This is a genomic window from Pseudomonas sp. P4_B4, assembly GCF_056402255.1.
In genome coordinates this window covers 1-21890 of sequence record NZ_JBFUHS010000023.1, presented here as the reverse complement: position 1 = coordinate 21890, position 21890 = coordinate 1, and the positions used below count along the sequence as shown (strand labels likewise).

Below are 21890 nucleotides of genomic sequence, written 5' to 3'. Positions count from 1 at the left end.
GAAAAACCGCACTGCCATCACGGCGTGCGGTTTTTTCTTTAGGCCTGATGCAAAGTCGTCATTTGAAAAAGGAGAGTGCTGTGTCGCGTAGACGCGTCGTAGTCACCGGTATGGGTATGTTGTCGCCACTGGGCACGGATGTGCCGAGCAGCTGGCAGGGCATTCTGGCTGGCCGCAGTGGCATTGGTCTGATCGAACACGCCGACCTTTCTGCCTATTCCACCCGTTTTGGCGGCTCGGTAAAGGACTTCAATGTCGAGGAATACCTGTCGGTCAAGGAAGCCCGCAAGCTCGACCTGTTCATTCAATACGGTCTGGCCGCAGGTTTTCAGGCGGTACGTAATTCCGGTCTGGAAGTCACTGACGCCAACCGTGAGCGTATCGGCGTGGCCATGGGCTCGGGTATTGGCGGTCTGACCAATATCGAAGAAACCGCCCGCACCCTGCACGAGACCGGCCCACGACGGATCTCTCCGTTCTTCGTGCCAGGCTCGATCATCAATATGATTTCCGGTTTCCTGTCGATCCATCTGGGGGCACAGGGACCTAACTACGCCATCGCCACGGCCTGTACCACCGGTACCCACTGCATTGGCATGGCGGCCCGCAACATCATGTACGACGAAGCCGACGTGATGATTGCCGGCGGCGCCGAGATGGCGGCCTGCGGTCTGGGCATGGGCGGCTTTGGTGCTTCCCGCGCGCTGTCGACCCGCAACGACGAGCCGACCCGCGCCAGCCGTCCATGGGACAAGGGCCGCGATGGCTTTGTATTGTCCAATGGTGCCGGTGCGCTGGTGCTGGAAGAACTCGAGCACGCCAAGGCGCGTGGCGCGACCATCTACGCCGAGCTGATCGGCTTTGGCACCAGTGGCGATGCCTACCACATGACCTCGCCGCCAGCCGATGGCGCGGGTGCTGCGCGCTGCGTCACCAATGCGCTGCGCGATGCCAAAATCAATGGCGATCAAGTGCAGTACATCAACGCCCACGGCACTTCGACTCCCGCAGGCGACCTGGCCGAAGTCAATGCGATCAAGTCGGTGTTCGGCGATCACGCCTACAAGCTGGCCGTCAGTTCCACCAAGTCCATGACCGGTCACCTGCTGGGTGCGGCGGGCGCGGTCGAGGCGATCTTCAGCGTGCTGGCGATCAACAGCCAGGTAGCGCCGCCGACCATCAACCTCGATGAGCCGGACGAAGGTTGCGACCTCGATTTCGTGCCGCACACTGCGCGCAACATGGATATCGATGTGGTGGTGTCCAACTCCTTCGGTTTTGGCGGCACCAACGGCTCGCTGGTGTTCCGCCGGTTCGCAGGCTGATGGACAGCTGGGTCGATGGTCAGCCGGCTGACGCTTTGTCGCTGAAGGATCGCGGCCTGGCTTATGGCGATGGTCTGTTCGAGACCATCGCCGTGCGCAAAGGGCAGCCCGTGTTGCTGGACCGGCATCTGTCGCGTCTGGCTGACGGCTGTTCGCGTTTGGCAATTACTGCCGATCATGAGTTGGTCCGCAGCGAGTTGCTGGCCTACGCCGCGGCACTGGGTGACGGGGTGCTCAAGCTCATTCTCACCCGCGGCGACGGTCTGCGCGGTTACGCCCCCGATCCTTCGGCTCAGGCCCGACGCATTCTGCAAGGCAATCCACCGGCGGCTTACCCAGCCGCGCATGGCGAGCAGGGTGTACGTCTGTTTCCTTGCGCCACGCGATTGTCCAGGCAGCCATTACTCGCCGGCCTCAAGCACCTGAATCGTCTTGAACAAGTCCTCGCCCGTGCCGAATGGCAGGACACCGAGCATGCCGAAGGCTTGATGCTCGATCAGGCCGGGCGCGTGATTGAAGGCGTGTTCAGCAACTTGTTCCTGGTGCGTGATGGCGTGCTCATCACCGCTGACCTCAAGCGCTGCGGCGTGGCAGGCGTCATGCGCGAAGAAATATTGTTTCAGGCCAGGTCGCTGGGAATCCCCACGCAAATCACCGATATCCCCCTCGAACAGCTGCAATGGGCTGACGAAGTCTTTGTCTGCAACAGCGTGTATGGTATCTGGCCGGTGCGCGCCTATGCTGCTCTTCACTGGCCGGTTGGGCCGCTCACCCGTAAACTCCAAACCATTGCCCGTGTGCTACTGGATGCTTGATACGTGAGACGTAAACTCTTGCTGCTGCTGGAAACCGGAGTGGTTCTGGCGGGGCTGCTGTTGGGTGCTTCAGCCTGGAAAATTCATTCGGCGCTGGTACAGCCGCTGAACATTGCCCAGGAACAATTGCTGGATGTGCCCAAGGGCACGACGCCGACCCGCACCTTCTACCGACTCGAAGCCAATGGCGTCATCAAGGACGCGTTCTGGCTGCGGGTCTATTGGCGCTTTAATCTCGCCAAACAACCCCTGCACAGCGGCGAATATCGCCTGCAACCGGGCATGACCGTCGAAGGCCTGATCGACCTGTGGAAACGCGGGGAAATGGTTCAGTACAGCCTGACCCTGGTCGAAGGCTGGAATTTCCGTCAGGTCCGCGCAGCGCTGGCCAAGGAAGAAAAGCTCGATCATAGCCTCAATGGTTTGAACGATAGCCAGGTCATGGACAAGCTCGGCCACACTGGGATTTTTCCGGAAGGGCGCTTCTTCCCTGACACCTATCGTTACGTGCGCGGCATGTCCGATATCGAGCTGCTGAAAACCGCTTACGACCGCCTCGACGAAGTGCTCGCCAAGGAGTGGGAACAGCGCTCTTCCGATGTGCCGTACACCGAGCCCTACCAGGCGCTGATCATGGCTTCGCTGGTGGAAAAGGAAACCGGCGTACCGCAGGAGCGCGGGCAGATTGCTGGTGTGTTTGTACGGCGCATGGCGATGGGCATGCTGCTGCAGACCGACCCAACGGTGATCTACGGCCTCGGCGACCGCTATAGCGGCAAGCTGACCCGGGCTCATCTCAAGGAAGCGACGCCCTATAACACCTACATGAATGCGGGCCTGCCACCGACGCCGATTTCGATGGTCGGTCGCGAAGCCATCCATGCGGCACTCAATCCGGTGGAGGGCAACAGTCTTTACTTCGTGGCGCGCGGTGATGGCACTCACGTGTTCTCCGACGACCTGGATGCACACAACAATGCTGTGAAGGAGTTCCAGCTCAAGCGTCGCGCCGATTATCGCTCCAGTCCGGCGCCCGCTACTGCGCCCGAGATGCCGCCAACCCAGGCTGAGCAAAACGGTACGCAGGAGGCCAAGGCTTCGCAGGAGCTGGCGCCGATCCCGGCCGCTTCACCGAACACGGCTCCCGAGGCGCTGCCGCAGGTGCCGCCGCAAGGTCCTGCGCCGGCCCCTGAAACGTCGGCCTCTGATGCCAACGCACCGAAAAGCCCGCAATGACTCTGACTAAGGACTGCCTGTGACTGGCTTGTTTATTACTCTGGAAGGCCCGGAAGGCGCCGGCAAGAGCACCAACCGCGAATACCTGGCCGAGCGCTTGCGCGCCGCCGGCATCGAGGTGGTGCTGACCCGCGAGCCGGGTGGCACGCCGTTGGCCGAGCGCATCCGTGAAGTGTTGTTGGCCCCGGTCGAAGAAGTCATGAACCCGGATGCCGAGTTGCTGCTGGTGTTCGCGGCGCGTGCCCAGCACCTGGCCGAAGTGATTCGTCCGGCGCTGGCCCGCGGTGCCGTGGTCTTGTGTGATCGTTTTACCGATTCGACGTACGCCTATCAGGGCGGCGGTCGCGGCTTGTCGCTGGAGCGCATCGCGACCCTGGAAACCTTCGTCCAGGGCGATCTGCGTCCAGACCTGACGCTGATTTTCGATCTGCCTGTCGAGGTCGGCCTGGCCCGCGCCAGCGCTCGTGGTCGTCTGGATCGCTTCGAGCTCGAAGGCCGGACCTTTTTCGATGCCGTGCGCAGTGCCTTCCTCAAGCGGGCCGAGGCGGATCCGGCGCGTTATGTGCTGGTCGATGCTGCCCAACCGTTGGTAAAGGTCCAGCAATCGCTGGATGTCTTGCTGCCGCGCCTGCTGGAGTTGAGCCGTGGCTGAGGCCTACCCGTGGCAGGCAAGCCTCTGGCAGCAACTGGCCGGTCGCGCCCAACATGCGCACGCCTACCTGCTGCATGGCCCGGCCGGAATCGGCAAGCGGGCACTGGCCGAGCGCTTGATGGCCAGCTTGCTGTGCCAGCGCCCGAACGCGCTGGAGGCCTGCGGAGAATGCAAATCCTGCCTGCTGCTCAAGGCTGGCAGCCATCCGGATAACTACATCTTGGAGCCGGAGGAAGCCGACAAGGCGATCAAGGTCGATCAGGTTCGCGACCTGGTCGGTTTCGTGGTGCAGACCGCGCAGTTGGGCGGGCGCAAAGTGGTGCTGATCGAGCCGGCCGAGTCGATGAACATCAACGCCGCCAACGCCTTGCTCAAAAGCCTTGAAGAACCGTCCGGCGATACCGTTTTGTTGCTGGTCAGCCATCAGCCGAGCCGATTGTTGCCAACCATCAAGAGTCGCTGCGTGCAGCAGGCCTGTCCGCTGCCGGGTGAGGCCATGAGCTTGAAGTGGCTCGCCCAAGCATTGCCGGAGTGCTCCGAAGACGAGCGCGTCGAACTGCTGACGCTGGCTGCCGGTTCGCCGCTGGCGGCGGTCAATCTCCAGGCCCAGGGCGTGCGTGAACAGCGCGCGCAAGTGGTGGAGGGGGTGAAGAAACTCCTCAAGCAACAGCAGTCGCCGACGCAACTGGCCGAAGAATGGAAAAACATTCCGATGTTGCGCCTGTTCGATTGGTTCTGCGATTGGTCGAGCCTGATCCTGCGTTATCAGTTGACCCAGGATGAAGCCGGCCTCGGCCTGACCGACATGCGCAAGGTCGTGCAATACCTGGCGCAGAAAAGCGCCCAGGGCAAGGTCCTCGATATTCAGGACTGGATCCTCGCCCAGCGACAGAAAGTCTTGAGCAAGGCCAACCTCAATCCGGCCTTGCTGCTGGAGGCATTGCTGGTGCAATGGGTGTCGTTGCCTGCCCAACGATGACTGTCCGCGCCTAGACTCTGAGTATCAGAACATCCGACCGTCCCACTCATTTGATGCAAGTTGCGGCCCTTTATGCTCGTAGATTCCCATTGTCACCTTGATCGCCTCGACCTGACCGCCCACGACGGCTCCCTGGATGCTGCCCTTGATGCGGCCCGGCAGCGTGGGGTAGGGCACTTTCTGTGTATCGGAGTCAGCGCGGACAATGCGGCCGACGTCAAAGCCCTGGCCGAACGTTATGACGACGTCGACTGCTCGGTGGGTGTGCACCCTCTGGATGTGCAGCCGGGTGCCGCGCCGGCGCTGGACTGGCTGTTGCAGGAGCTCAATCATCCGCGGGTGGTGGCGATTGGCGAAACAGGCCTCGACTACCACTACGAACCGGAAGCGGCAGAGTTGCAGCAGGAGTCGTTCCGCCTGCACCTGCAAGCGGCGCAACAGACTGGCAAACCGGTGATCATCCACACCCGTGGTGCCCGCACCGATACTCTGGATTTGCTGCGTGAAGCGGCGCTGCCCCAGGCGGGCGTATTGCATTGCTTTACCGAAGACTGGGAGATGGCGAGGGCCGCGCTGGACATGGGCTATTACATTTCACTGTCCGGGATTGTCACTTTTCGCAATGCCGACGCGTTGCGCGATGTGGCCAGCAAGGTGCCGGCTGACCGATTGCTGGTGGAAACCGACTCGCCGTACCTGGCGCCGATTCCCTATCGAGGCAAGCCAAACCTGCCGCAGTACGTGCGCGAAGTTGCGGAATTTCTGGCAATGTTGCGTGGTGAGCCCTACGAGCGGTTTGCCGAGCAAACCACGGCGAATTTCAAGCGGCTGTTCCCGCTGGCACACGTAAAAGGTTAAATCGCAGGCAAAAAAAACCCGGGTTCTGGGGGGTGAATCCGGGTTAAGACCATTAGGAGTAAAACAATGGCACGCGGTCCGTTGGTACCAATATCGGCGTGACACTTGGGGGAGATGCCCCGCCGACAGTTCAAGTATTGATCAGGATTGCGCCTCGTCCAGTTTGGCGGCCCGGGTTTTTAAACAAATTTGGAATACGTGCGCTTCGGAAGAGTTCTCATCACCCTGTAAACGTGCGCGGAATGACCAGAAAGCGCAGATATGGTCGGATGATCCGTGCATTTTTGCGTAAGTTAGGCATAATACGCGGCTTCGAATTTTGACCCCGACAGACCTTTTCTTATGCATAAAGAACCTCGTAAGGTCCGTGAATTCCGTCGCCGCGAGCAGGAAATTCTCGATACCGCGCTCAAGCTGTTCCTCGAACAAGGTGAAGACAGTGTCACCGTCGAGATGATTGCTGATGCCGTCGGTATCGGCAAAGGCACGATCTACAAGCACTTCAAATCCAAGGCGGAAATCTATCTGCGCCTGATGCTCGACTACGAGCGCGATTTGAACGAGCTGTTGCACTCCGCCGACGTCGACAAGGACAAGGAAGCCCTGTCCCGCGCCTATTTCGAATTCCGCATGCGCGATCCTCAACGCTATCGCCTGTTCGACCGCCTTGAAGAGAAAGTGGTCAAGGGCAACCAGGTGCCGGAGATGATCGAGGAGCTGCACAAGATCCGTGCCTCGAACTTCGAACGCCTGACCCTGCTGATCAAGGGCCGGATCAGCGAAGGCAAGCTGGAGGACGTGCCACCTTACTTCCATTACTGCGCATCCTGGGCGCTGGTGCACGGTGCCGTCGCGCTGTATCACTCGCCGTTCTGGAGCAATGTGCTGGAAGATCAGGAGGGTTTCTTCCAGTTCCTCATGGACATCGGCGTGCGCATGGGCAACAAGCGCAAGCGCGACACCGACACTCCCAGCAGCTGAGCCATTCAGTTGCCTTATTGCGCCATGATTTCGCTACTTGGCGCAGTACCGCAGGAATATACTCAGGTAGAGGACTTGCTAAAACTTGATTTCTGAGTCAAGTTTTAGCGGCCCGAATATTCTTCCGCCGGAGTGACCATGATCGTTGACCGTCAAGGCAGGCGTTTTCGCAACTTGCGAATCAGTCTGACCTCAGCCTGCAATTACGCCTGTACCTACTGCGTGCCCAATGGCAAGCGGCTGGTGGCTGCGCAGGATGAGTTGTCGGCCGAAGCCATGGCGCGCGGCGTGGCTTATCTGATTGAAGCGGCGGGCATCGAGCGTCTGCGCATTACCGGCGGCGAGCCGCTGGTCAGCCCGAAACTCGAGGCGTTCATGACGGCGGTCGGGCAGATGGGCCTGGAAGACATCAGCCTGACCACCAATGGCCAGTTGCTGGCGAAGAAACTGCCGCTGCTGGTGAACGCCGGCATTCGGCGCCTCAACGTTTCCCTCGATACCCTCGACGCCAGTGCGTTCCGCGGCATTGCCCGGGGCGGCGACCTGGCCACCGTGCTCAACGGCATGAGCGAGGCCAGTGCGGCCGGCATGAAGATCAAGGTCAACATGGTGCCGCTGCGCGGGCAGAACCTTGATCAAGTGATGCCGCTGCTCGATTACTGCCTGGAACGCGGTTATGAACTGCGCTTCATCGAGCTGATGCGCATGGGCCACTTGGCCAACGATTCCAATGCCTTTCTGCAACAGTTCGTCAGCCTCCAGCAATTGCTGAGCCTGATCGGCGAGCGCTACGAATATCTGCAAGCCGACGCGCCCGTCGATGCGACAGCGGTGCGCTATGAAATTCCGGGGCATGGCCATTTCGGCGTGATCGCCAACGAGAGCGTGCCTTTCTGCCGTACCTGCTCGCGACTTCGTTTGTCTTCCACTGGCTGGCTGCATGGCTGCCTGTCGTCGAGCAATCGCCATTACATCGGCGACCTGCTGGACAAGCCGCGCCACCAGGCGCTGCCGGCCTTGCAGCGGCTGCTGGTGAAAGCCTTGGGGGACAAGCAGGAAGTGGCGTTCTCCGGTGGCGCGACCGTGATGAAAATCATCGGCGGCTGAACCGGCCTCATCGCGGGCAAGCCACGCTCCCACAGGGTTTTGCGTAAACCCTGTGGGAGCGTGGCTTGCCCGCGATTGCGTTTGATCAGGCAACGATCAACTTGAGCTGGCGCGGAAGCTGCATCCTACGGCCATTCGCCGGTTTTCCGACACCGGCCTCTGGAGGATAGGATGCGTAGCCTGGTTTTGCTGCTGGCCGTTTTGGCACTTGGTGGCTGCATGAACGTCAGCGATATGGCCGAAGGGACTCGTTACCATATGAGCGATGCGGGGTTGCTCGACCACAGTGACAACCGTCGCGTAAACAATCTGCGCATTCAACCGGACTCGTTCGTCTACATCGCCCAGGGCGCTTTCATGCCGCCAGGCAGCGACGTCTACCCGCGGCCCAACGTGATCGCCGAAGTCGCGTTCGATGGTTTCGTCGAATACTTCCCGATGGTCCGTCGTGCCCGCACGCCCGAAGGCCTCGACCAGGCCATGGGCGAAGCCCGTGCCGCCGGTGCGCACTATCTGCTCTACACCCGCTTCGCCAAGTCTGACGATCGTATCGGCAACTCGGACGAGTGGCTGGATCAGGAGGCTCTGGATCGTCTCGGCATCGACAGCGGTATGATTCAGATCATGTTGATCGAGACCAGCACCCAGTATTTGATTGATACTGCAACCATCAAGAGTCGTGGCGGTTTACTGACGTTCCACGATAAAAAACCCGAAGACCTGATGGGCCCGCCGCTGGAGCAATATGCGCGCAGCCTGTTAGGGCTCAGCGACCAGTAATCCCGAGGAGAACGCCATGAGTGGCCCGCAAAAAGCCAACGACCTGCTGGGGCAAATCCCCAAGACCAAAGGCTTGCCGCCGGTGCACCTGTGGAATCCCGATTTCTGCGGCGACATCGACATGCGCATCGCCCGGGACGGCACTTGGTATTACCTGGGCACGCCGATCGGGCGCAAGCCGATGGTCAAGCTGTTCTCCACCATCATCCGCCGTGATGGCGATGATTATTTCCTGATCACTCCGGTCGAAAAGGTTGGCATCAAGGTCGACGATGCGCCGTTCGTGGCGATTGCCGTCGATGTGGAAGGCGAGGGCGAGGCGCAGGTGTTGCGCTTTACCACCAACGTTGATGAATTCACCGAGGCCGGTGTCGGGCATCCGATGCGCGTGGTCATCGACCCGGTAACGCAAGAGCCAGCCCCTTACGTGCATGTGCGCAGCAATCTTGAAGCGTTGATCCATCGCAACGTGTTCTATCAATTGGTAGAGCTGGCAGTGAGCCGCGAGATCGACGGCCAGCGCTGGCTGGGTGTCTGGAGCGGCGGTGAGTTCTTCCCCATCGGTCTCGAACCCTGACGCATAACAACACTGTGTGCGAGCCTGCTCGCGAAAGCGCTGGGTCAGTCGACATCTGCATCGGACATGACCCCGTCTTCGCGAGCAGGCTCGCTCCCACAGTGCTTTCCGAACGTTTAAAAAATCAAATTGACATCCAATCATATGATGATTAGCGTGGGCCTCCATTGCGAACGGCTTTGAGGTGTCCATGTCCAGCAGCTTTCATGCTTCGACGGTTGACTGGCTGGGTTGCTGGCTCGCCACGGGGCAGGTCAAGCCGGGTGAGTCACTCAAGGTCGAAGCCGACCTCGGCGAACAGCTCGGCGTGAGCCGCACGGTCATCCGTGAAGCCATCAAGACCCTGGTTGCCAAAGGCATGCTCGAGGTCGGGCCGAAAGTCGGCACGCGGGTCTTGCCGGTGCGGCGCTGGAACCTCTTCGATCCACAAGTCGTCGGCTGGTTGTCGCGCAGCGGCTTGCCGGAAAACTTCGTCGACGATCTGCTCGACCTGCGCCGTACCATCGAACCGATGGCCGTGCGCTGGGCTTGCGAGCGCGCAACCGGCGAACAGGTGAACGCGATCCTGTTGGCCTGCAACGCGCTGGAACGGGCGGTGGACAGCGGCATCGATTACAACCGCGCCGACCAGATCTTCCACGAATGCATCCTCGCCGCCAGCCACAATCAATTCATCGAACAAATGGTTCCCGCCCTCGGCGCGTTGCTGGCGGTGGCTTTTGAAGTGTCCGCCGCCGACCCGGATGAACTGCGTCGCACCCTGCCGATTCACCGGGACCTGGCTGAGGCTATCGCGGCCCGTGATACCGCCCGGGGTGTCTGGGCCTGCATGACCCTGATCGATAACGCGGACCTGGCGATCAAGCGCTACTACCCGCAAGTCATGGCCGATAAAAAGGCCAGCTGACAACGAAAATCCCCACATAAAAACAAGAACAATGCAGGAGGTTTCATGGCGTGGACTGCGGTGACCGGACATCGGGCACAACTGGGCGAAGGCCCGTTCTGGGATGCGCCCACCCAAGCCCTGTACTGGGTGGATATCGCCGGTAAACAGGCGCTGCGATTGATCGGCGCCAACGTGCAGATCTGGCAGATGCCGGAGCATGTGTCAGCCTTCATCCCCTGTGAAAGCGGCGACGCGCTGGTGGCATTGAGTAGCGGTGTGTATCGCCTCGATCTCGACTCACCCGGCCTGGAACCGCGCCTGACGCTGCTCTGCGTGGCCGATCCGCAACCGGGCAATCGCCCCAACGAAGCCCGTTGCGACGCTCAAGGCCGACTCTGGCTCGGCACCATGCAAAACAATATCGGAGAACACGGCGAAGACCTGCCCATCGTCCGTCGTTCCGGTGGACTGTTCCGCATCGATCGCGCCGGGCGGGTTGCGCCTTTGCTGCGCAATCTGGGCATTCCCAACACGCTGCTGTGGAGCGATGACGCCACCACCGTGTATTTCGGCGACAGCCTCGACGGCACCTTGTATCGACATTTCATCCGTACCGACGGAGCCCTCGATACGCCGCAGGTCTGGTTTGGTCCGCACGGGCGTGGCGGCCCGGACGGTTCGGCGATGGATGCCGAAGGTTTTATCTGGAATGCCCGTTGGGACGGCAGCTGCCTGCTCAGGTTGAGCCCGGACGGCAACGTCGATCGGATCATCGAGCTACCGGTCAGTCGTCCCACCAGTTGCGTGTTCGGCGGTACAGACCTGAAAACCCTGTACATCACCAGCGCGGCAAGTCCGCTGGGCCATCCGTTGGATGGGGCTGTATTGTCGATTGCAGTGGATGTGCCTGGAAAACGTTGCACGCGTTTCGTTGGATAAATCCCAAAATATGGGATGCAAATATATATATTGAGATTTGCCGCGGGCCGGGTTTATAGTCGGCCTCACCAGTTACATGCACTCACACTCAAAAAAACAAAACAGGTGAAGTGATGCAGCGAAGTTCCCCCGTGCTCCCTTGCGGAGCCTGTGCCTCAGAACGTTTCCGAGCTGAAACGTTTTCGCATTCACCTGTTTCCTACCCAGCGCCTTTTAACCGGACATCGACAGATGCCCGGTTTTCATCGTGTCTTCGAACAGGAGTCTTGATCCATGGCTGAACCACTGTCATTGCCACCGGTGCCCGAACCGCCGAAGGGCGAACGCCTGAAAAACAAGGTCGTATTGCTGACCGGTGCCGCTCAGGGTATTGGCGAAGCGATTGTGGCGACCTTCGCGTCCCAGCAGGCCAGGCTGATCATCAGCGACATTCAGGCCGAGAAAGTCGAGAAGGTCGCGGCGCACTGGCGGGACCAGGGCGCCGATGTGGTGGCAATCAAGGCCGACGTGTCGCGTCAGCAGGATCTGCACGCCATGGCCCGGCTGGCGATCGACCTGCACGGTCGGATCGATGTGCTGGTCAACTGCGCTGGGGTCAACGTGTTCCGTGATCCGCTGGAAATGACCGAGGAAGACTGGCGTCGCTGCTTTGCCATCGACCTCGACGGCGCCTGGTACGGTTGCAAGGCGGTGCTGCCGCAGATGATCGAGCAGGGCATCGGCAGCATCATCAATATCGCGTCCACCCATTCCACCCACATCATTCCTGGCTGCTTCCCGTACCCGGTGGCCAAGCATGGCTTGCTCGGCCTGACCCGTGCGCTGGGCATCGAATATGCGCCCAAGGGTGTGCGCGTCAACGCGATTGCGCCGGGCTACATCGAAACCCAGTTGAACGTCGATTACTGGAACGGATTTGCCGACCCCCACGCCGAACGCCAGCGTGCGTTTGACCTGCACCCGCCGCGCCGTATCGGACAGCCGATCGAAGTGGCAATGACCGCCGTGTTCCTGGCCAGCGATGAGGCACCGTTCATCAATGCCTCGTGCATCACCATCGATGGTGGTCGCTCGGTGATGTACCACGACTGAGTGATCGGGCTTTCAGGCGCGTTGCTACGCCTGAAATCCAATCATCATACGATATGACTATTGGCAGTATGTTTTTACCGCCCGCTGGTTAACAAAGAACGCTTTCAAAGAACGCTCAAGAAAAATAACAAGGAGTCAGCTTATGAATCGTCGTCATGCTATCCGTTCCCTGTGCTGTGCCGCGTTGGCGGTCTCGGCGTTCAGCCTGAGTAACACGCTGCTGGCAGCCGAGGAAGTGAAGATCGGTTTTCTGGTCAAGCAGGCGGAAGAACCCTGGTTCCAGACCGAGTGGGCCTTTGCCGAAAAGGCCGGGAAAGAGAAGGGCTTCACCCTGATCAAGATTGCCGTGCCGGACGGCGAGAAAACCCTTTCGGCTATCGATAGCCTCGCCGCCAACGGCGCCAAGGGGTTCGTGATCTGCCCGCCGGACGTGTCCCTCGGCCCGGCGATCATGGCCAAGGCCAGGCTCAACGGCTTGAAAGTGATTGCCGTCGATGACCGTTTCGTCGATGCCGGCGGCAAGTTCATGGAAGACGTGCCGTACCTTGGCATGGCTGCTTTCGAAGTCGGCCAGAAACAAGGTAATGCCATGGCGACCGAAGCGAAGAAGCGCGGCTGGGACTGGAAAGACACCTATGCGGTGATCAACACCTACAACGAACTCGACACCGGCAAGAAGCGCACCGACGGTTCGGTGAAAGCGCTGGAAGATGCCGGCATGCCGAAAGACCACATCCTGTTCGCGGCCCTCAAGACCCTCGACGTGCCGGGCAGCATGGACGCCACCAACTCGGCCCTGGTGAAACTGCCGGGGGCGGCGAAGAACCTGATCATCGGCGGCATGAACGACAACACCGTCCTGGGCGGTGTGCGCGCCACCGAGAGCGCCGGTTTCGCGGCGGCCAACGTGATCGGCATCGGCATCAACGGTACCGACGCCATCGGCGAGCTGAAAAAACCCGACAGCGGCTTCTACGGCTCGATGCTGCCGAGCCCGCACATCGAGGGCTACAACACCGCGAGCATGATGTACGACTGGGTCACCACCGGCAAAGAACCTGCGAAATTCACCGCCATGGACGACGTGACGCTGATCACCCGCGACAACTTCAAGCAGGAACTGGAAAAGATCGGCCTGTGGAACTGACAGCCGTTTGATTTCAGCGGCGGCCTCGGCGGCGGGGCTGCCTGATCGGTGTGAAGAGGTGGTTATGCACGCGCAAACAAACCAACACGAACACAGCCTTACCGGCAGCTTGCGCTTCAAAGGGATCGGCAAGACCTTTCCCGGGGTGAAGGCGCTGGACAACATCAGCTTCGTCGCCCATCCGGGGCAGGTTCATGCCTTGATGGGCGAGAACGGCGCCGGCAAGTCGACGCTGCTGAAAATCCTCGGCGGGGCCTACACGCCTTGCAGCGGTGCCTTGCAGATCGGCGAGCGGACGATGGACTTCAAGTCCACCGCCGACAGCATCGGCAGTGGCGTCGCGGTGATCCACCAGGAGCTGCATCTGGTGCCGGAAATGACCGTGGCCGAAAACCTGTTTCTCGGGCATCTGCCAGCCCGTTTCGGCCTGATCAATCGCAGTACCCTGCGCCAGCAGGCACTGGCCTGTCTCAAAGGCCTGGCCGATGAAATCGACCCGCAAGAGAAAGTCGGGCGCCTGTCCCTCGGCCAGCGGCAACTGGTGGAAATCGCCAAGGCGTTGTCCCGTGGCGCCCATGTGATTGCCTTCGACGAACCCACCAGCAGCCTTTCGGCACGGGAAATCGACCGCTTGATGGCGATCATCGGCCGGCTGCGGGACGAGGGCAAAGTGGTGCTCTATGTCTCCCACCGCATGGAAGAAGTGTTCCGCATCTGCAACGCGGTGACGGTGTTCAAGGACGGGCGTTACGTGCGCACCTTCGACGACATGAGCCAGCTGACCCACGATCAACTGGTCACCTGCATGGTCGGGCGCGACATCCAGGATATCTACGATTACCGCCCGCGCCAGCGCGGCGCGGTGGCACTCAAGGTCGACGGTCTGCTCGGGCTGGGGTTGCGCGAGCCGGTGAGTTTCGAGGTGCACAAAGGCGAAATCCTCGGGCTGTTCGGGCTGGTTGGTGCCGGTCGCACCGAACTGTTGCGCCTGCTCAGCGGTCTGGCGCGCCACAGTGCCGGACAGCTGAAGCTTCGAGGCCATGAACTGAAGCTGCGTTCACCCCGGGACGCGATTGCCGCCGGAATCCTGTTGTGTCCCGAGGACCGCAAGAAGGAAGGCATCCTGCCGCTGGCCAGCGTCGCTGAGAACATCAACATCAGTGCGCGCGGCGCTCACTCCACCTTCGGTTGCCTGTTGCGCGGTCTGTGGGAGAAGGACAACGCCGAGCAGCAGATCAAGGCGCTGAAAGTGAAGACGCCCAACCCGGCGCAGAAAATCATGTACCTGTCCGGTGGCAATCAGCAGAAGGCCATTCTCGGCCGCTGGCTGTCGATGCCGATGAAGGTGCTGTTGCTCGACGAACCCACCCGCGGCATCGACATCGGTGCCAAGGCCGAAATCTACCAGATCATCCATAACCTGGCCGCCGAGGGGATCGCGGTGATTGTGGTGTCCAGCGACTTGATGGAAGTCATGGGCATTTCCGACCGCATCCTGGTGCTGTGCGAAGGCGCCCTGCGTGGCGAGCTGAGCCGCGAACAGGCCAACGAATCCAACCTGCTGCAACTGGCTTTGCCGCGCCAACGCGCCGACGGCGTGGCGAACTGAGAGGTGACTATGATGACAACCCAAAACAACACCCTGCCGACCACGCGCAAACCGCTGGACCTGCGACGCTTCCTCGATGACTGGGTGATGCTGCTGGCGGCGGTCGGCATCTTTGTCGCCTGCACCTTGCTGATCGACAACTTCCTTTCACCGCTGAACATGCGTGGCCTGGGCCTGGCGATTTCCACCACCGGGATCGCTGCATGCACCATGTTGTATTGCCTGGCGTCCGGGCATTTCGACTTGTCGGTGGGCTCGGTGATTGCCTGCGCCGGGGTAGTCGCGGCGGTGGTGATGCGCGACACCAACAGCGTGTTTCTCGGTGTCTGTGCGGCGCTGGTGATGGGCCTGATCGTCGGGCTGATCAACGGGATAGTGATCGCCAAGCTGCGGGTCAACGCGCTGATCACCACGCTGGCGACCATGCAGATCGTGCGTGGCCTGGCCTACATCTTCGCCAACGGCAAAGCGGTGGGGGTGTCCCAGGAATCGTTCTTTGTGTTCGGTAACGGCCAGATGTTTGGTGTGCCGGTACCGATCCTGATCACCATCGTCTGCTTCCTGTTCTTCGGCTGGCTGCTGAACTACACCACCTACGGGCGCAACACCATGGCCATCGGCGGCAACCAGGAAGCGGCACTGCTGGCCGGCGTGAATGTCGACCGAACCAAGATCATCATCTTCGCCGTGCATGGCGTGATCGGCGCGTTGGCCGGGGTGATCCTGGCTTCGCGCATGACCTCCGGCCAACCGATGATCGGTCAGGGTTTCGAGCTGACGGTGATCTCGGCCTGCGTGCTGGGCGGGGTGTCGTTGAGTGGCGGGATCGGCATGATCCGGCATGTGATCGCCGGGGTGTTGATTCTGGCGATCATCGAGAATGCGATGAACCTGAAGAACATCGATACGTTTTATCAGTATGTGATCCGGGGTTCGATTTTGTTGTTGGCGGTGGTCATAGACCGACTGAAACAACGCTGACCACCGAAGTCTGACGGTGCAGGTGATCTCCTGTGGGAGCGGGCTTGCTCGCGAATGCGATCTGTCGGTCACATCGATGTTGGATGTGCTGATGTCTTCGCGAGCAAGTCCGCTCCCACAGGGTTCTGCATTCACACATCGAATTGTGGTCTGGCACCGATCCTGTGGGAGCGGGCTTGCCCGCGAAGAGGCCCTTAAACTCAACACATGATCCGGCACTCACTTGCCTTGCGCAGCGCCTCAATCAATTCCTGCCTGCACATTCCTGATAGCGCAAAATTCTTCGTTCCAGCTTCTGTCCTCAAATTGGCAACTATTGACTGTCATCGTCGTCATCACCCGAGCTGCCGCTAGTGGTCGAGCCGAGTCCGCCGCTGCTGGGTGTTTTGCTGCCTGGCAAATTTATACCGCCCTGACGTCCCGCGTCATTGCCTTGAACCCGCGGGTCGGTGCTGGTGGAGGGCGGCAGGTTGTGGTCGATCGTGGTGCCATCGGTATTCATGCCGGGGGCACTCTTGATGGCGGGGGCCCTGGGTTTTTCCACCGGATTGGTCGGGCCGGTGCTCGAGCCGATGGTCCCGGCGAAGGCGGCACAGGACAAAAGGGCAGTGAGAACAAGGGCGGTCAACCTGGACAGGATCATGGTGTTGTCTCCAACGAGTAGAGTCCTTACCTGATTAGTACGCCCTCGATCCGGATGGGTGCATTGTTAGCGACGAACGGCTCAGGCCTGCTCCAATGCGCTAACCGCTGTGGCGCTACGCCAGATCAATCGGCCTACGGTGATCAACCAGTTGAGCGCAGCCACCGCCAACACCGTGAGTAACAGCGTGGCCATGCCTTGCTCGACGATGATTTTCCCGGCCAGCATTGGAAAGCCAAACACGCCAATGAAATACGAGAGGCTGAACAGCAGCAAGGATTGTGCGGTGGTGCCGTTCGGCGCTTCATTGGCGGCCAGGCCGTTGATCACCGAGTAGGTCAGGCCGTAGCCGATCCCGAGCATCACCGCCGCGAGCACGTAGCTGAAGCTGCTGTCGACGACAAAACCGAACATCACGATCGATGCCAGCATCAACCCCGAAAGCACGCACGATGCACGGAATGGATCGCGCTTGACCACGAAACCGGCAACCAGCATGCGGCCGCTGATCGCCGCGCTCATGAAGCCGAGGAAGAACAGCGAATAGTCGAGTGAGTGCGCCGCCGCGTAACTGGTTTGAAAGCTCGACAGACCACCGAACACACAACCGCCGAGGCCAACCATGATGATCGGGAACACAGCCCTGGACGACAGCACCTGACCCGCTGCGCGCCAGGAAATCCGCGACACGCTGCCAGATTGCGCGGGCGCCTGTTTCAATTGTCGATCCAGGCGCCAGAACAGCAATACGCCGATCAGGCTGGCCAGCGCCGCCAGATAAAACGCCGCGGTCACCGGGTAGTCGAGCGCACTCGCCGCGCGGCCGAGCAACGGGCCGCTACCGATCCCGGTCATCATGCTGCCCGACAGCAGGGCGAAGTATTTGGCGCGCTGCGCGGGTGTCACCAGACTCGCCACGATGATCGGCCCGAGGGTGTAGAACACACCCCAGCCCAGGCCCAGCAGCAGCCCGAAGAACAACAGCAGATGACCGAAGCCAGGGGTCAGGGCGAAGCCCAGGCTGGCCGCTACCAGCAATACTCCGAACAGCGCCACCGAACGGGCGGCGCCAAGCAAGTCGGACAAATGACCGGAAACAATCACCGCCGCAAAGGTGCTGAGCATCGCCGCCGAAATCACGCTCCCTGCATCGTGTTCGTTACCGCCGCGAGAACCAATCAGCAACGACAGCAAAAACGTCGAGCCGTAGGACAGCGACAACAGGTAACTGGCGAGGCAAAACAGGCCGAACAGCTTGCTTGAAACTGGGGGTGTTGCGGTAGACATGACGCGGTTCCTTGACCGGCTAAATGAGCAGCGCAGCTATCTAACCACGCAGTGCCCAAATGTTAGGTCCGAGGTTATCGATTCCAGGGTTAGTGTTGGCCGGAGTAATGAGCGCATTTGTGGCCAGTGAGCAAGCTCTCTCGCCACACGTCACGCGCCGACTTAGTATGGCGTTTTCCACTTTTGACAAGGCACGTCCATGACGATCGAAATCCGCCCGGCGACCCCCAGTGACGCACCGCAAATCCTCGCGTTCATCACTGAACTGGCCGACTACGAACGTGCCCGCCATGAAGTCATCGCCAGCGTTGCCGATATCGAGCGCAGCCTGTTCAGCGAAGGCGCCACCGCCCATGGCCTGATCTGCCTGCGCGACGGTGCACCCATCGGTTTCGCGGTGTTCTTCTTCAGCTATTCCACCTGGCTTGGCAGCAATTGCCTGTACCTCGAAGACCTCTACATCACCCCGCAACAGCGCGGCGGTGGTGCGGGCAAGACCCTGCTGCGGCATCTGGCAAAAATCGCCTGCGCCAACGACTGCGGCCGTTTCGAGTGGAGCGTGCTGGAGTGGAATACGCCGGCCATCGATTTCTACAAATCCCTGGGGGCGCAGCCGCAGGAGGAGTGGGTGCGCTATCGGATGGATGGGGCGGTGTTGCGGGATTTCGCAGCGGGTAACTGATCGCTTCTAAAAGATCGCAGCCTTCGGGCTGCGATTTTTTGTCTTGTCTCATAATATGGGATTGATATTTATATATTGAGATTTGTCTCGTCTCAGGTTTATAGTCCCGCTCACTCACTGCCAATAACCAAAACAGGTGAAGCGATGCAGGCGCAATTGATCGCGCTCGACTGGGGGACAACCTCATTACGTGCTTACAAACTGGCTGAAGGCGGCCAAGTGCTCGAACAGCGTTCGCTGTCGTCGGGGATCATGCAGCTGCCGAAAGCGCCGCGAATCATTGGCGGCCGGGAATGCGCCGATGGTTTCGAACTGGCCTTCGATGAGGCTTGCGGCGACTGGCTCGACGCCCAGCCGGATTTGCCGGTGATTGCCTGCGGCATGGTCGGCAGCGCTCAGGGCTGGAGCGAAGCGGCCTACCGCGACACGCCGGCGAACGTCGCCACGCTCGGTACTTCCTTGCAAACCGTGCGCAGTCTGCGCGGCGTTGATGTACACATCGTGCCCGGCGTTATCGAGCGTTCGCGTCTGCCGAACGTGATGCGCGGCGAAGAAACCCAGGTGCTCGGCGTGCTGCAAAGCCTGGCGAGTGAGGCGGGCGCTGATCTGCTGATCGGCCTGCCGGGCAGCCATTCGAAATGGGTGGAAGTGGCTGACGGCTGCATCATGCATTTCGACACTTTCATGACCGGCGAAGTCTTCGCTGTGCTCAGTCAACACAGCATTCTCGGACGCACCCAGCAATGTGGCGGGTCTTTCGATGGCGATGCGTTTGATCGCGGCGTGCGGGTCGCCTTGTCGGCGGACGGTGAAATCGGTCCGCTGTCGACGATGTTCAGCGCCCGCAGTCTCGGGCTGACTGGCGAGTTGAGCTCCACCGCCCAGGCGGACTATCTGTCCGGCCTGCTGATCGGCCATGAACTGTCGGCCCTGGCCAGCGTTCAGCGGCGCCGACGCAACAGCGTGCACCTGCCGTCGATCATTCTCATCGGCAACACCCAACTCTGTGCCCGCTACAGCCGCGCGCTCGACGCCTGCGGTTTTGCCCGGGTGACCCTGGCCGAACAGGCCACCGAACGCGGATTGTGGCAACTGGCACTGGCTGCCGGCCTGGTCACGTGCACCGTATCCCGTTAAACCTGACTGGAGTCCTGACATGCTCAAACAAGCCTTGGCGCAAAACGGCCTGATCGCGATCCTGCGTGGCCTGCGCCCGCAGGAAGCGGCCGCCATCGGCGAAGTCCTGTACGCCGCCGGATTTCGCGTCATCGAAGTGCCGCTCAATTCCCCTGAACCGTACGAAAGTATCCGCATCCTGCGCAGTACCTTGCCCGCCGATTGCCTGATCGGTGCCGGCACGGTGTTGACGCCGGAGCAGGTCGAGCAAGTGAAAGCCGCGGGCGGCCAGGTGATCGTCATGCCCCATAGCGATCCGAAGGTCTTGCGCGCCGCGAAAGCGGCGGGGCTGTACCTGTCGCCGGGTGTCGCCACGCCGACCGAAGCCTTCGCGGCACTGGCTGAAGGCGCGGATGTGCTGAAGCTGTTCCCGGCCGAGCAGATGGGCCCGGCAGTCGTCAAAGCCTGGCTCGCCGTATTGCCTGCCGGAACCGTTCTGGCGCCGGTCGGCGGGATCACGCCGGACAACATGCAGTCGTTCATCGACGCCGGCGTCAAAGGTTTCGGCCTCGGCTCCGGTCTGTTCAAACCGGGCATGACGCCTGCGCAAGTGGCGGCCAATGCCAAGGCCTACGTCGCTGCCTGGAAAGCCCTTCGCTAAGACTTCTTTGAGCGCCGAGCGCGCTGCATCTAATAAGAGAGCCAAAAGATGAAAATCACCAAACTGACCACCTTCATCGTTCCGCCGCGCTGGTGCTTCCTCAAGGTCGAAACCGACGAGGGCGTCACCGGTTGGGGCGAGCCCGTGGTCGAAGGCCGCGCCCACACCGTTGCCGCTGCCGTTGAAGAATTGTCCGACTACCTGATCGGCAAAGACCCGCGCAACATCGAAGACATCTGGACCGTGCTCTATCGCGGCGGCTTCTACCGTGGCGGCGCGATCCACATGAGCGCCCTGGCCGGTATCGACCAGGCCTTGTGGGACATCAAGGGCAAGGCACTGGGCGTGTCGGTCAGCGATCTGCTGGGTGGTCAGGTGCGGGACAAGATTCGTGTGTATTCGTGGATTGGCGGCGACCGTCCGGCGGACACGGCGCGGGCGGCGAAAGAAGCGGTCAGCCGGGGTTTCACTGCGGTGAAAATGAACGGCACCGAAGAGCTGCAGTTCCTCGACACCTTTGAAAAAGTCGACCTGGCCCTGGCCAACGTCGCCGCCGTGCGGGACGCTGTCGGCCCGAACGTCGGTATCGGCGTGGACTTCCATGGCCGCGTGCACAAGCCCATGGCCAAGGTGCTGATGAAGGAACTCGACCCGTACAAACTGATGTTCATCGAAGAACCGGTGCTCAGCGAAAACTACGAAGCGCTGAAAGAACTGGCACCGCTGACCAGCACGCCGATTGCCCTGGGCGAACGGTTGTTCTCGCGCTGGGATTTCAAGCGCGTGCTCAGCGAAGGCTACGTCGACATCATCCAGCCGGATGCCTCCCACGCCGGCGGTATCACCGAAACCCGCAAGATCGCCAACATGGCCGAAGCCTACGACGTCGCGCTGGCGCTGCATTGCCCGCTGGGCCCGATTGCCCTGGCGGCGTGCCTGCAACTGGACGCGGCTTGCTACAACGCGTTCATCCAGGAACAGAGCCTGGGCATCCATTACAACGAGAGCAACGACCTGCTCGACTATGTGAAAGACCCACGGGTGTTCGACTACGACAAAGGCTTCGTGAAGATCCCGAACGGCCCGGGCCTGGGTATCGAGATCAACGAGGAATACGTGATCGAACGCGCCGCCATCGGCCACCGCTGGCGCAACCCGATCTGGCGCCATGCCGATGGCAGTTTTGCCGAGTGGTGAGTGCCTGACACACCACTGAGCCCCTGTGTGCGAGCCTGCTCGCGATAGCGATCAATCAACCAGCATCGAGGTCGACTGAAACACCGCCATCGCGAGCAGGCTCGCTTGTATGCTAGGACTTGAAGGGAGGAGGAGGGACAAGGCTCGATTCTGACTGTTAGCGCAGTACAGATCCGTGGGAGATTTCGCCCCTCCTCCTTTCACCCAAGCGCCGATAAAGAATGCATCTGGCTAGACCGACGATAGGAACAAGCCTGCGCCTCTGGGTGAGCCCTTCAAGTGCTCAAAACCATATCTCGGGGGATGTTCAATGGCAATGCCGGTTTCTGCTATCAAG

Annotated in this window: 22 protein-coding genes; 20 read left to right on the top strand and 2 right to left on the bottom strand. The window is 60.7% G+C overall.

The features are described from left to right. Positions 1-80: 80 nt before the first annotated feature. The 16 genes from fabF to araH all read left to right on the top strand — a co-directional run bounded on the left by fabF (position 81) and on the right by araH (position 15967). A complete protein-coding gene (gene fabF, locus AC1DVE_RS21840; protein ID WP_223456175.1) occupies positions 81-1325 on the top strand; it encodes a beta-ketoacyl-ACP synthase II in 1245 nt (414 codons plus the stop codon). Continuing rightward, on the top strand, positions 1325-2140 hold the full coding sequence (gene pabC, locus AC1DVE_RS21835) for an aminodeoxychorismate lyase (protein WP_223533848.1): 816 nt from the start codon (positions 1325-1327) through the stop codon (positions 2138-2140). The genes fabF and pabC overlap by 1 nt, the downstream gene beginning before the upstream one ends. 3 nt (positions 2141-2143) lie before the next feature. Next, on the top strand, positions 2144-3376 hold the full coding sequence (gene mltG, locus AC1DVE_RS21830) for an endolytic transglycosylase MltG (protein ID WP_223534368.1): 1233 nt from the start codon (positions 2144-2146) through the stop codon (positions 3374-3376). Between the two features lie 19 nt (positions 3377-3395). After that, positions 3396-4028 carry a dTMP kinase gene (gene tmk, locus AC1DVE_RS21825; RefSeq protein WP_223456178.1) on the top strand — a complete coding sequence of 211 codons (633 nt, stop codon included), beginning with the start codon at positions 3396-3398 and terminating at the stop codon, positions 4026-4028. After that, entirely contained in the window at positions 4021-5007 is a 987-nt protein-coding gene (locus tag AC1DVE_RS21820; protein WP_223533851.1) for a DNA polymerase III subunit delta', read from the top strand. The genes tmk and AC1DVE_RS21820 overlap by 8 nt, the downstream gene beginning before the upstream one ends. Before the next feature lie 72 nt (positions 5008-5079). Then, entirely contained in the window at positions 5080-5865 is a 786-nt protein-coding gene (locus AC1DVE_RS21815) for a TatD family hydrolase (protein ID WP_223456179.1), read from the top strand. A gap of 342 nt (positions 5866-6207) precedes the next feature. Beyond that, positions 6208-6846, top strand: coding sequence for a TetR/AcrR family transcriptional regulator (locus AC1DVE_RS21810; protein ID WP_034149949.1), 639 nt, complete (start codon positions 6208-6210; stop codon positions 6844-6846). Between the two features lie 138 nt (positions 6847-6984). Further along, a complete protein-coding gene (locus AC1DVE_RS21805; RefSeq protein ID WP_223456180.1) occupies positions 6985-7953 on the top strand; it encodes a GTP 3',8-cyclase MoaA in 969 nt (322 codons plus the stop codon). A gap of 171 nt (positions 7954-8124) precedes the next feature. Further along, on the top strand, positions 8125-8733 hold the full coding sequence (locus AC1DVE_RS21800) for a DUF4823 domain-containing protein (RefSeq protein WP_223533889.1): 609 nt from the start codon (positions 8125-8127) through the stop codon (positions 8731-8733). A gap of 16 nt (positions 8734-8749) precedes the next feature. After that, positions 8750-9310, top strand: coding sequence for a DUF1285 domain-containing protein (locus AC1DVE_RS21795; protein WP_223456182.1), 561 nt, complete (start codon positions 8750-8752; stop codon positions 9308-9310). A gap of 190 nt (positions 9311-9500) precedes the next feature. Beyond that, complete coding sequence (locus tag AC1DVE_RS21790) at positions 9501-10217, top strand: FadR/GntR family transcriptional regulator (RefSeq protein WP_477784176.1); 717 nt, start codon at positions 9501-9503, stop codon at positions 10215-10217. 45 nt (positions 10218-10262) lie between these two features. Continuing rightward, a complete protein-coding gene (locus AC1DVE_RS21785) occupies positions 10263-11138 on the top strand; it encodes an SMP-30/gluconolactonase/LRE family protein (protein WP_223456183.1) in 876 nt (291 codons plus the stop codon). A 273-nt stretch (positions 11139-11411) separates the two neighbouring features. Beyond that, positions 11412-12230, top strand: coding sequence for an SDR family oxidoreductase (locus tag AC1DVE_RS21780; RefSeq protein ID WP_223456184.1), 819 nt, complete (start codon positions 11412-11414; stop codon positions 12228-12230). A gap of 142 nt (positions 12231-12372) precedes the next feature. Further along, positions 12373-13377 carry a substrate-binding domain-containing protein gene (locus AC1DVE_RS21775; RefSeq protein ID WP_223533890.1) on the top strand — a complete coding sequence of 335 codons (1005 nt, stop codon included), beginning with the start codon at positions 12373-12375 and terminating at the stop codon, positions 13375-13377. Positions 13378-13441: 64 nt separating this feature from the next. Further along, positions 13442-14986, top strand: coding sequence for an L-arabinose ABC transporter ATP-binding protein AraG (gene araG, locus AC1DVE_RS21770; RefSeq protein ID WP_477784175.1), 1545 nt, complete (start codon positions 13442-13444; stop codon positions 14984-14986). Positions 14987-14998: 12 nt separating this feature from the next. Beyond that, positions 14999-15967, top strand: coding sequence for an L-arabinose ABC transporter permease AraH (gene araH, locus AC1DVE_RS21765; protein WP_056727447.1), 969 nt, complete (start codon positions 14999-15001; stop codon positions 15965-15967). Between the two features lie 313 nt (positions 15968-16280). On the opposite strand, the gene AC1DVE_RS21760 is transcribed toward araH, so the two are convergent. Then, a complete protein-coding gene (locus tag AC1DVE_RS21760; RefSeq protein WP_223533891.1) occupies positions 16281-16610 on the bottom strand; it encodes a hypothetical protein in 330 nt (109 codons plus the stop codon). 81 nt (positions 16611-16691) lie between these two features. Then, a complete protein-coding gene (locus AC1DVE_RS21755; RefSeq protein WP_477784174.1) occupies positions 16692-17897 on the bottom strand; it encodes an MFS transporter in 1206 nt (401 codons plus the stop codon). A gap of 199 nt (positions 17898-18096) precedes the next feature. Here AC1DVE_RS21755 and AC1DVE_RS21750 point away from each other — a divergent pair, with 199 nt between their 5' ends. The 4 genes from AC1DVE_RS21750 to dgoD all read left to right on the top strand — a co-directional run bounded on the left by AC1DVE_RS21750 (position 18097) and on the right by dgoD (position 21553). After that, positions 18097-18579 carry a GNAT family N-acetyltransferase gene (locus AC1DVE_RS21750; RefSeq protein ID WP_095943999.1) on the top strand — a complete coding sequence of 161 codons (483 nt, stop codon included), beginning with the start codon at positions 18097-18099 and terminating at the stop codon, positions 18577-18579. Positions 18580-18723: 144 nt separating this feature from the next. After that, positions 18724-19716 carry a 2-dehydro-3-deoxygalactonokinase gene (locus AC1DVE_RS21745; protein WP_223456190.1) on the top strand — a complete coding sequence of 331 codons (993 nt, stop codon included), beginning with the start codon at positions 18724-18726 and terminating at the stop codon, positions 19714-19716. 19 nt (positions 19717-19735) lie between these two features. Further along, on the top strand, positions 19736-20356 hold the full coding sequence (locus tag AC1DVE_RS21740) for a 2-dehydro-3-deoxy-6-phosphogalactonate aldolase (RefSeq protein WP_223456191.1): 621 nt from the start codon (positions 19736-19738) through the stop codon (positions 20354-20356). A gap of 48 nt (positions 20357-20404) precedes the next feature. Beyond that, positions 20405-21553 (top strand): galactonate dehydratase, encoded by a 1149-nt coding sequence (gene dgoD, locus AC1DVE_RS21735; RefSeq protein WP_223456192.1) that lies wholly within the window; start codon positions 20405-20407, stop codon positions 21551-21553. Positions 21554-21890 lie beyond the last annotated feature (337 nt).

Excerpts from the sequence above, each read along its gene's own strand:
- AC1DVE_RS21775 (WP_223533890.1), top strand. The coding sequence starts at position 12,373 with ATGAATCGTCGTCATGCTATCCGTTCCCTGTGCTGTGCCGCGTTGGCG.
- AC1DVE_RS21785 (WP_223456183.1), top strand. The coding sequence starts at position 10,263 with ATGGCGTGGACTGCGGTGACCGGACATCGGGCACAACTGGGCGAAGGC.
- AC1DVE_RS21800 (WP_223533889.1), top strand. The coding sequence starts at position 8,125 with ATGCGTAGCCTGGTTTTGCTGCTGGCCGTTTTGGCACTTGGTGGCTGC.
- pabC (WP_223533848.1), top strand. The coding sequence starts at position 1,325 with ATGGACAGCTGGGTCGATGGTCAGCCGGCTGACGCTTTGTCGCTGAAG.
- AC1DVE_RS21790 (WP_477784176.1), top strand. The coding sequence starts at position 9,501 with ATGTCCAGCAGCTTTCATGCTTCGACGGTTGACTGGCTGGGTTGCTGG.
- AC1DVE_RS21745 (WP_223456190.1), top strand. The coding sequence starts at position 18,724 with ATGCAGGCGCAATTGATCGCGCTCGACTGGGGGACAACCTCATTACGT.
- AC1DVE_RS21740 (WP_223456191.1), top strand. The coding sequence starts at position 19,736 with ATGCTCAAACAAGCCTTGGCGCAAAACGGCCTGATCGCGATCCTGCGT.
- AC1DVE_RS21750 (WP_095943999.1), top strand. The coding sequence starts at position 18,097 with ATGACGATCGAAATCCGCCCGGCGACCCCCAGTGACGCACCGCAAATC.
- AC1DVE_RS21780 (WP_223456184.1), top strand. The coding sequence starts at position 11,412 with ATGGCTGAACCACTGTCATTGCCACCGGTGCCCGAACCGCCGAAGGGC.
- araH (WP_056727447.1), top strand. The coding sequence starts at position 14,999 with ATGACAACCCAAAACAACACCCTGCCGACCACGCGCAAACCGCTGGAC.
- araG (WP_477784175.1), top strand. The coding sequence starts at position 13,442 with ATGCACGCGCAAACAAACCAACACGAACACAGCCTTACCGGCAGCTTG.
- AC1DVE_RS21815 (WP_223456179.1), top strand. The coding sequence starts at position 5,080 with ATGCTCGTAGATTCCCATTGTCACCTTGATCGCCTCGACCTGACCGCC.
- AC1DVE_RS21760 (WP_223533891.1), bottom strand. The coding sequence starts at position 16,610 with ATGATCCTGTCCAGGTTGACCGCCCTTGTTCTCACTGCCCTTTTGTCC.
- AC1DVE_RS21805 (WP_223456180.1), top strand. The coding sequence starts at position 6,985 with ATGATCGTTGACCGTCAAGGCAGGCGTTTTCGCAACTTGCGAATCAGT.
- AC1DVE_RS21795 (WP_223456182.1), top strand. The coding sequence starts at position 8,750 with ATGAGTGGCCCGCAAAAAGCCAACGACCTGCTGGGGCAAATCCCCAAG.
- AC1DVE_RS21755 (WP_477784174.1), bottom strand. The coding sequence starts at position 17,897 with ATGTCTACCGCAACACCCCCAGTTTCAAGCAAGCTGTTCGGCCTGTTT.
- AC1DVE_RS21810 (WP_034149949.1), top strand. The coding sequence starts at position 6,208 with ATGCATAAAGAACCTCGTAAGGTCCGTGAATTCCGTCGCCGCGAGCAG.
- dgoD (WP_223456192.1), top strand. The coding sequence starts at position 20,405 with ATGAAAATCACCAAACTGACCACCTTCATCGTTCCGCCGCGCTGGTGC.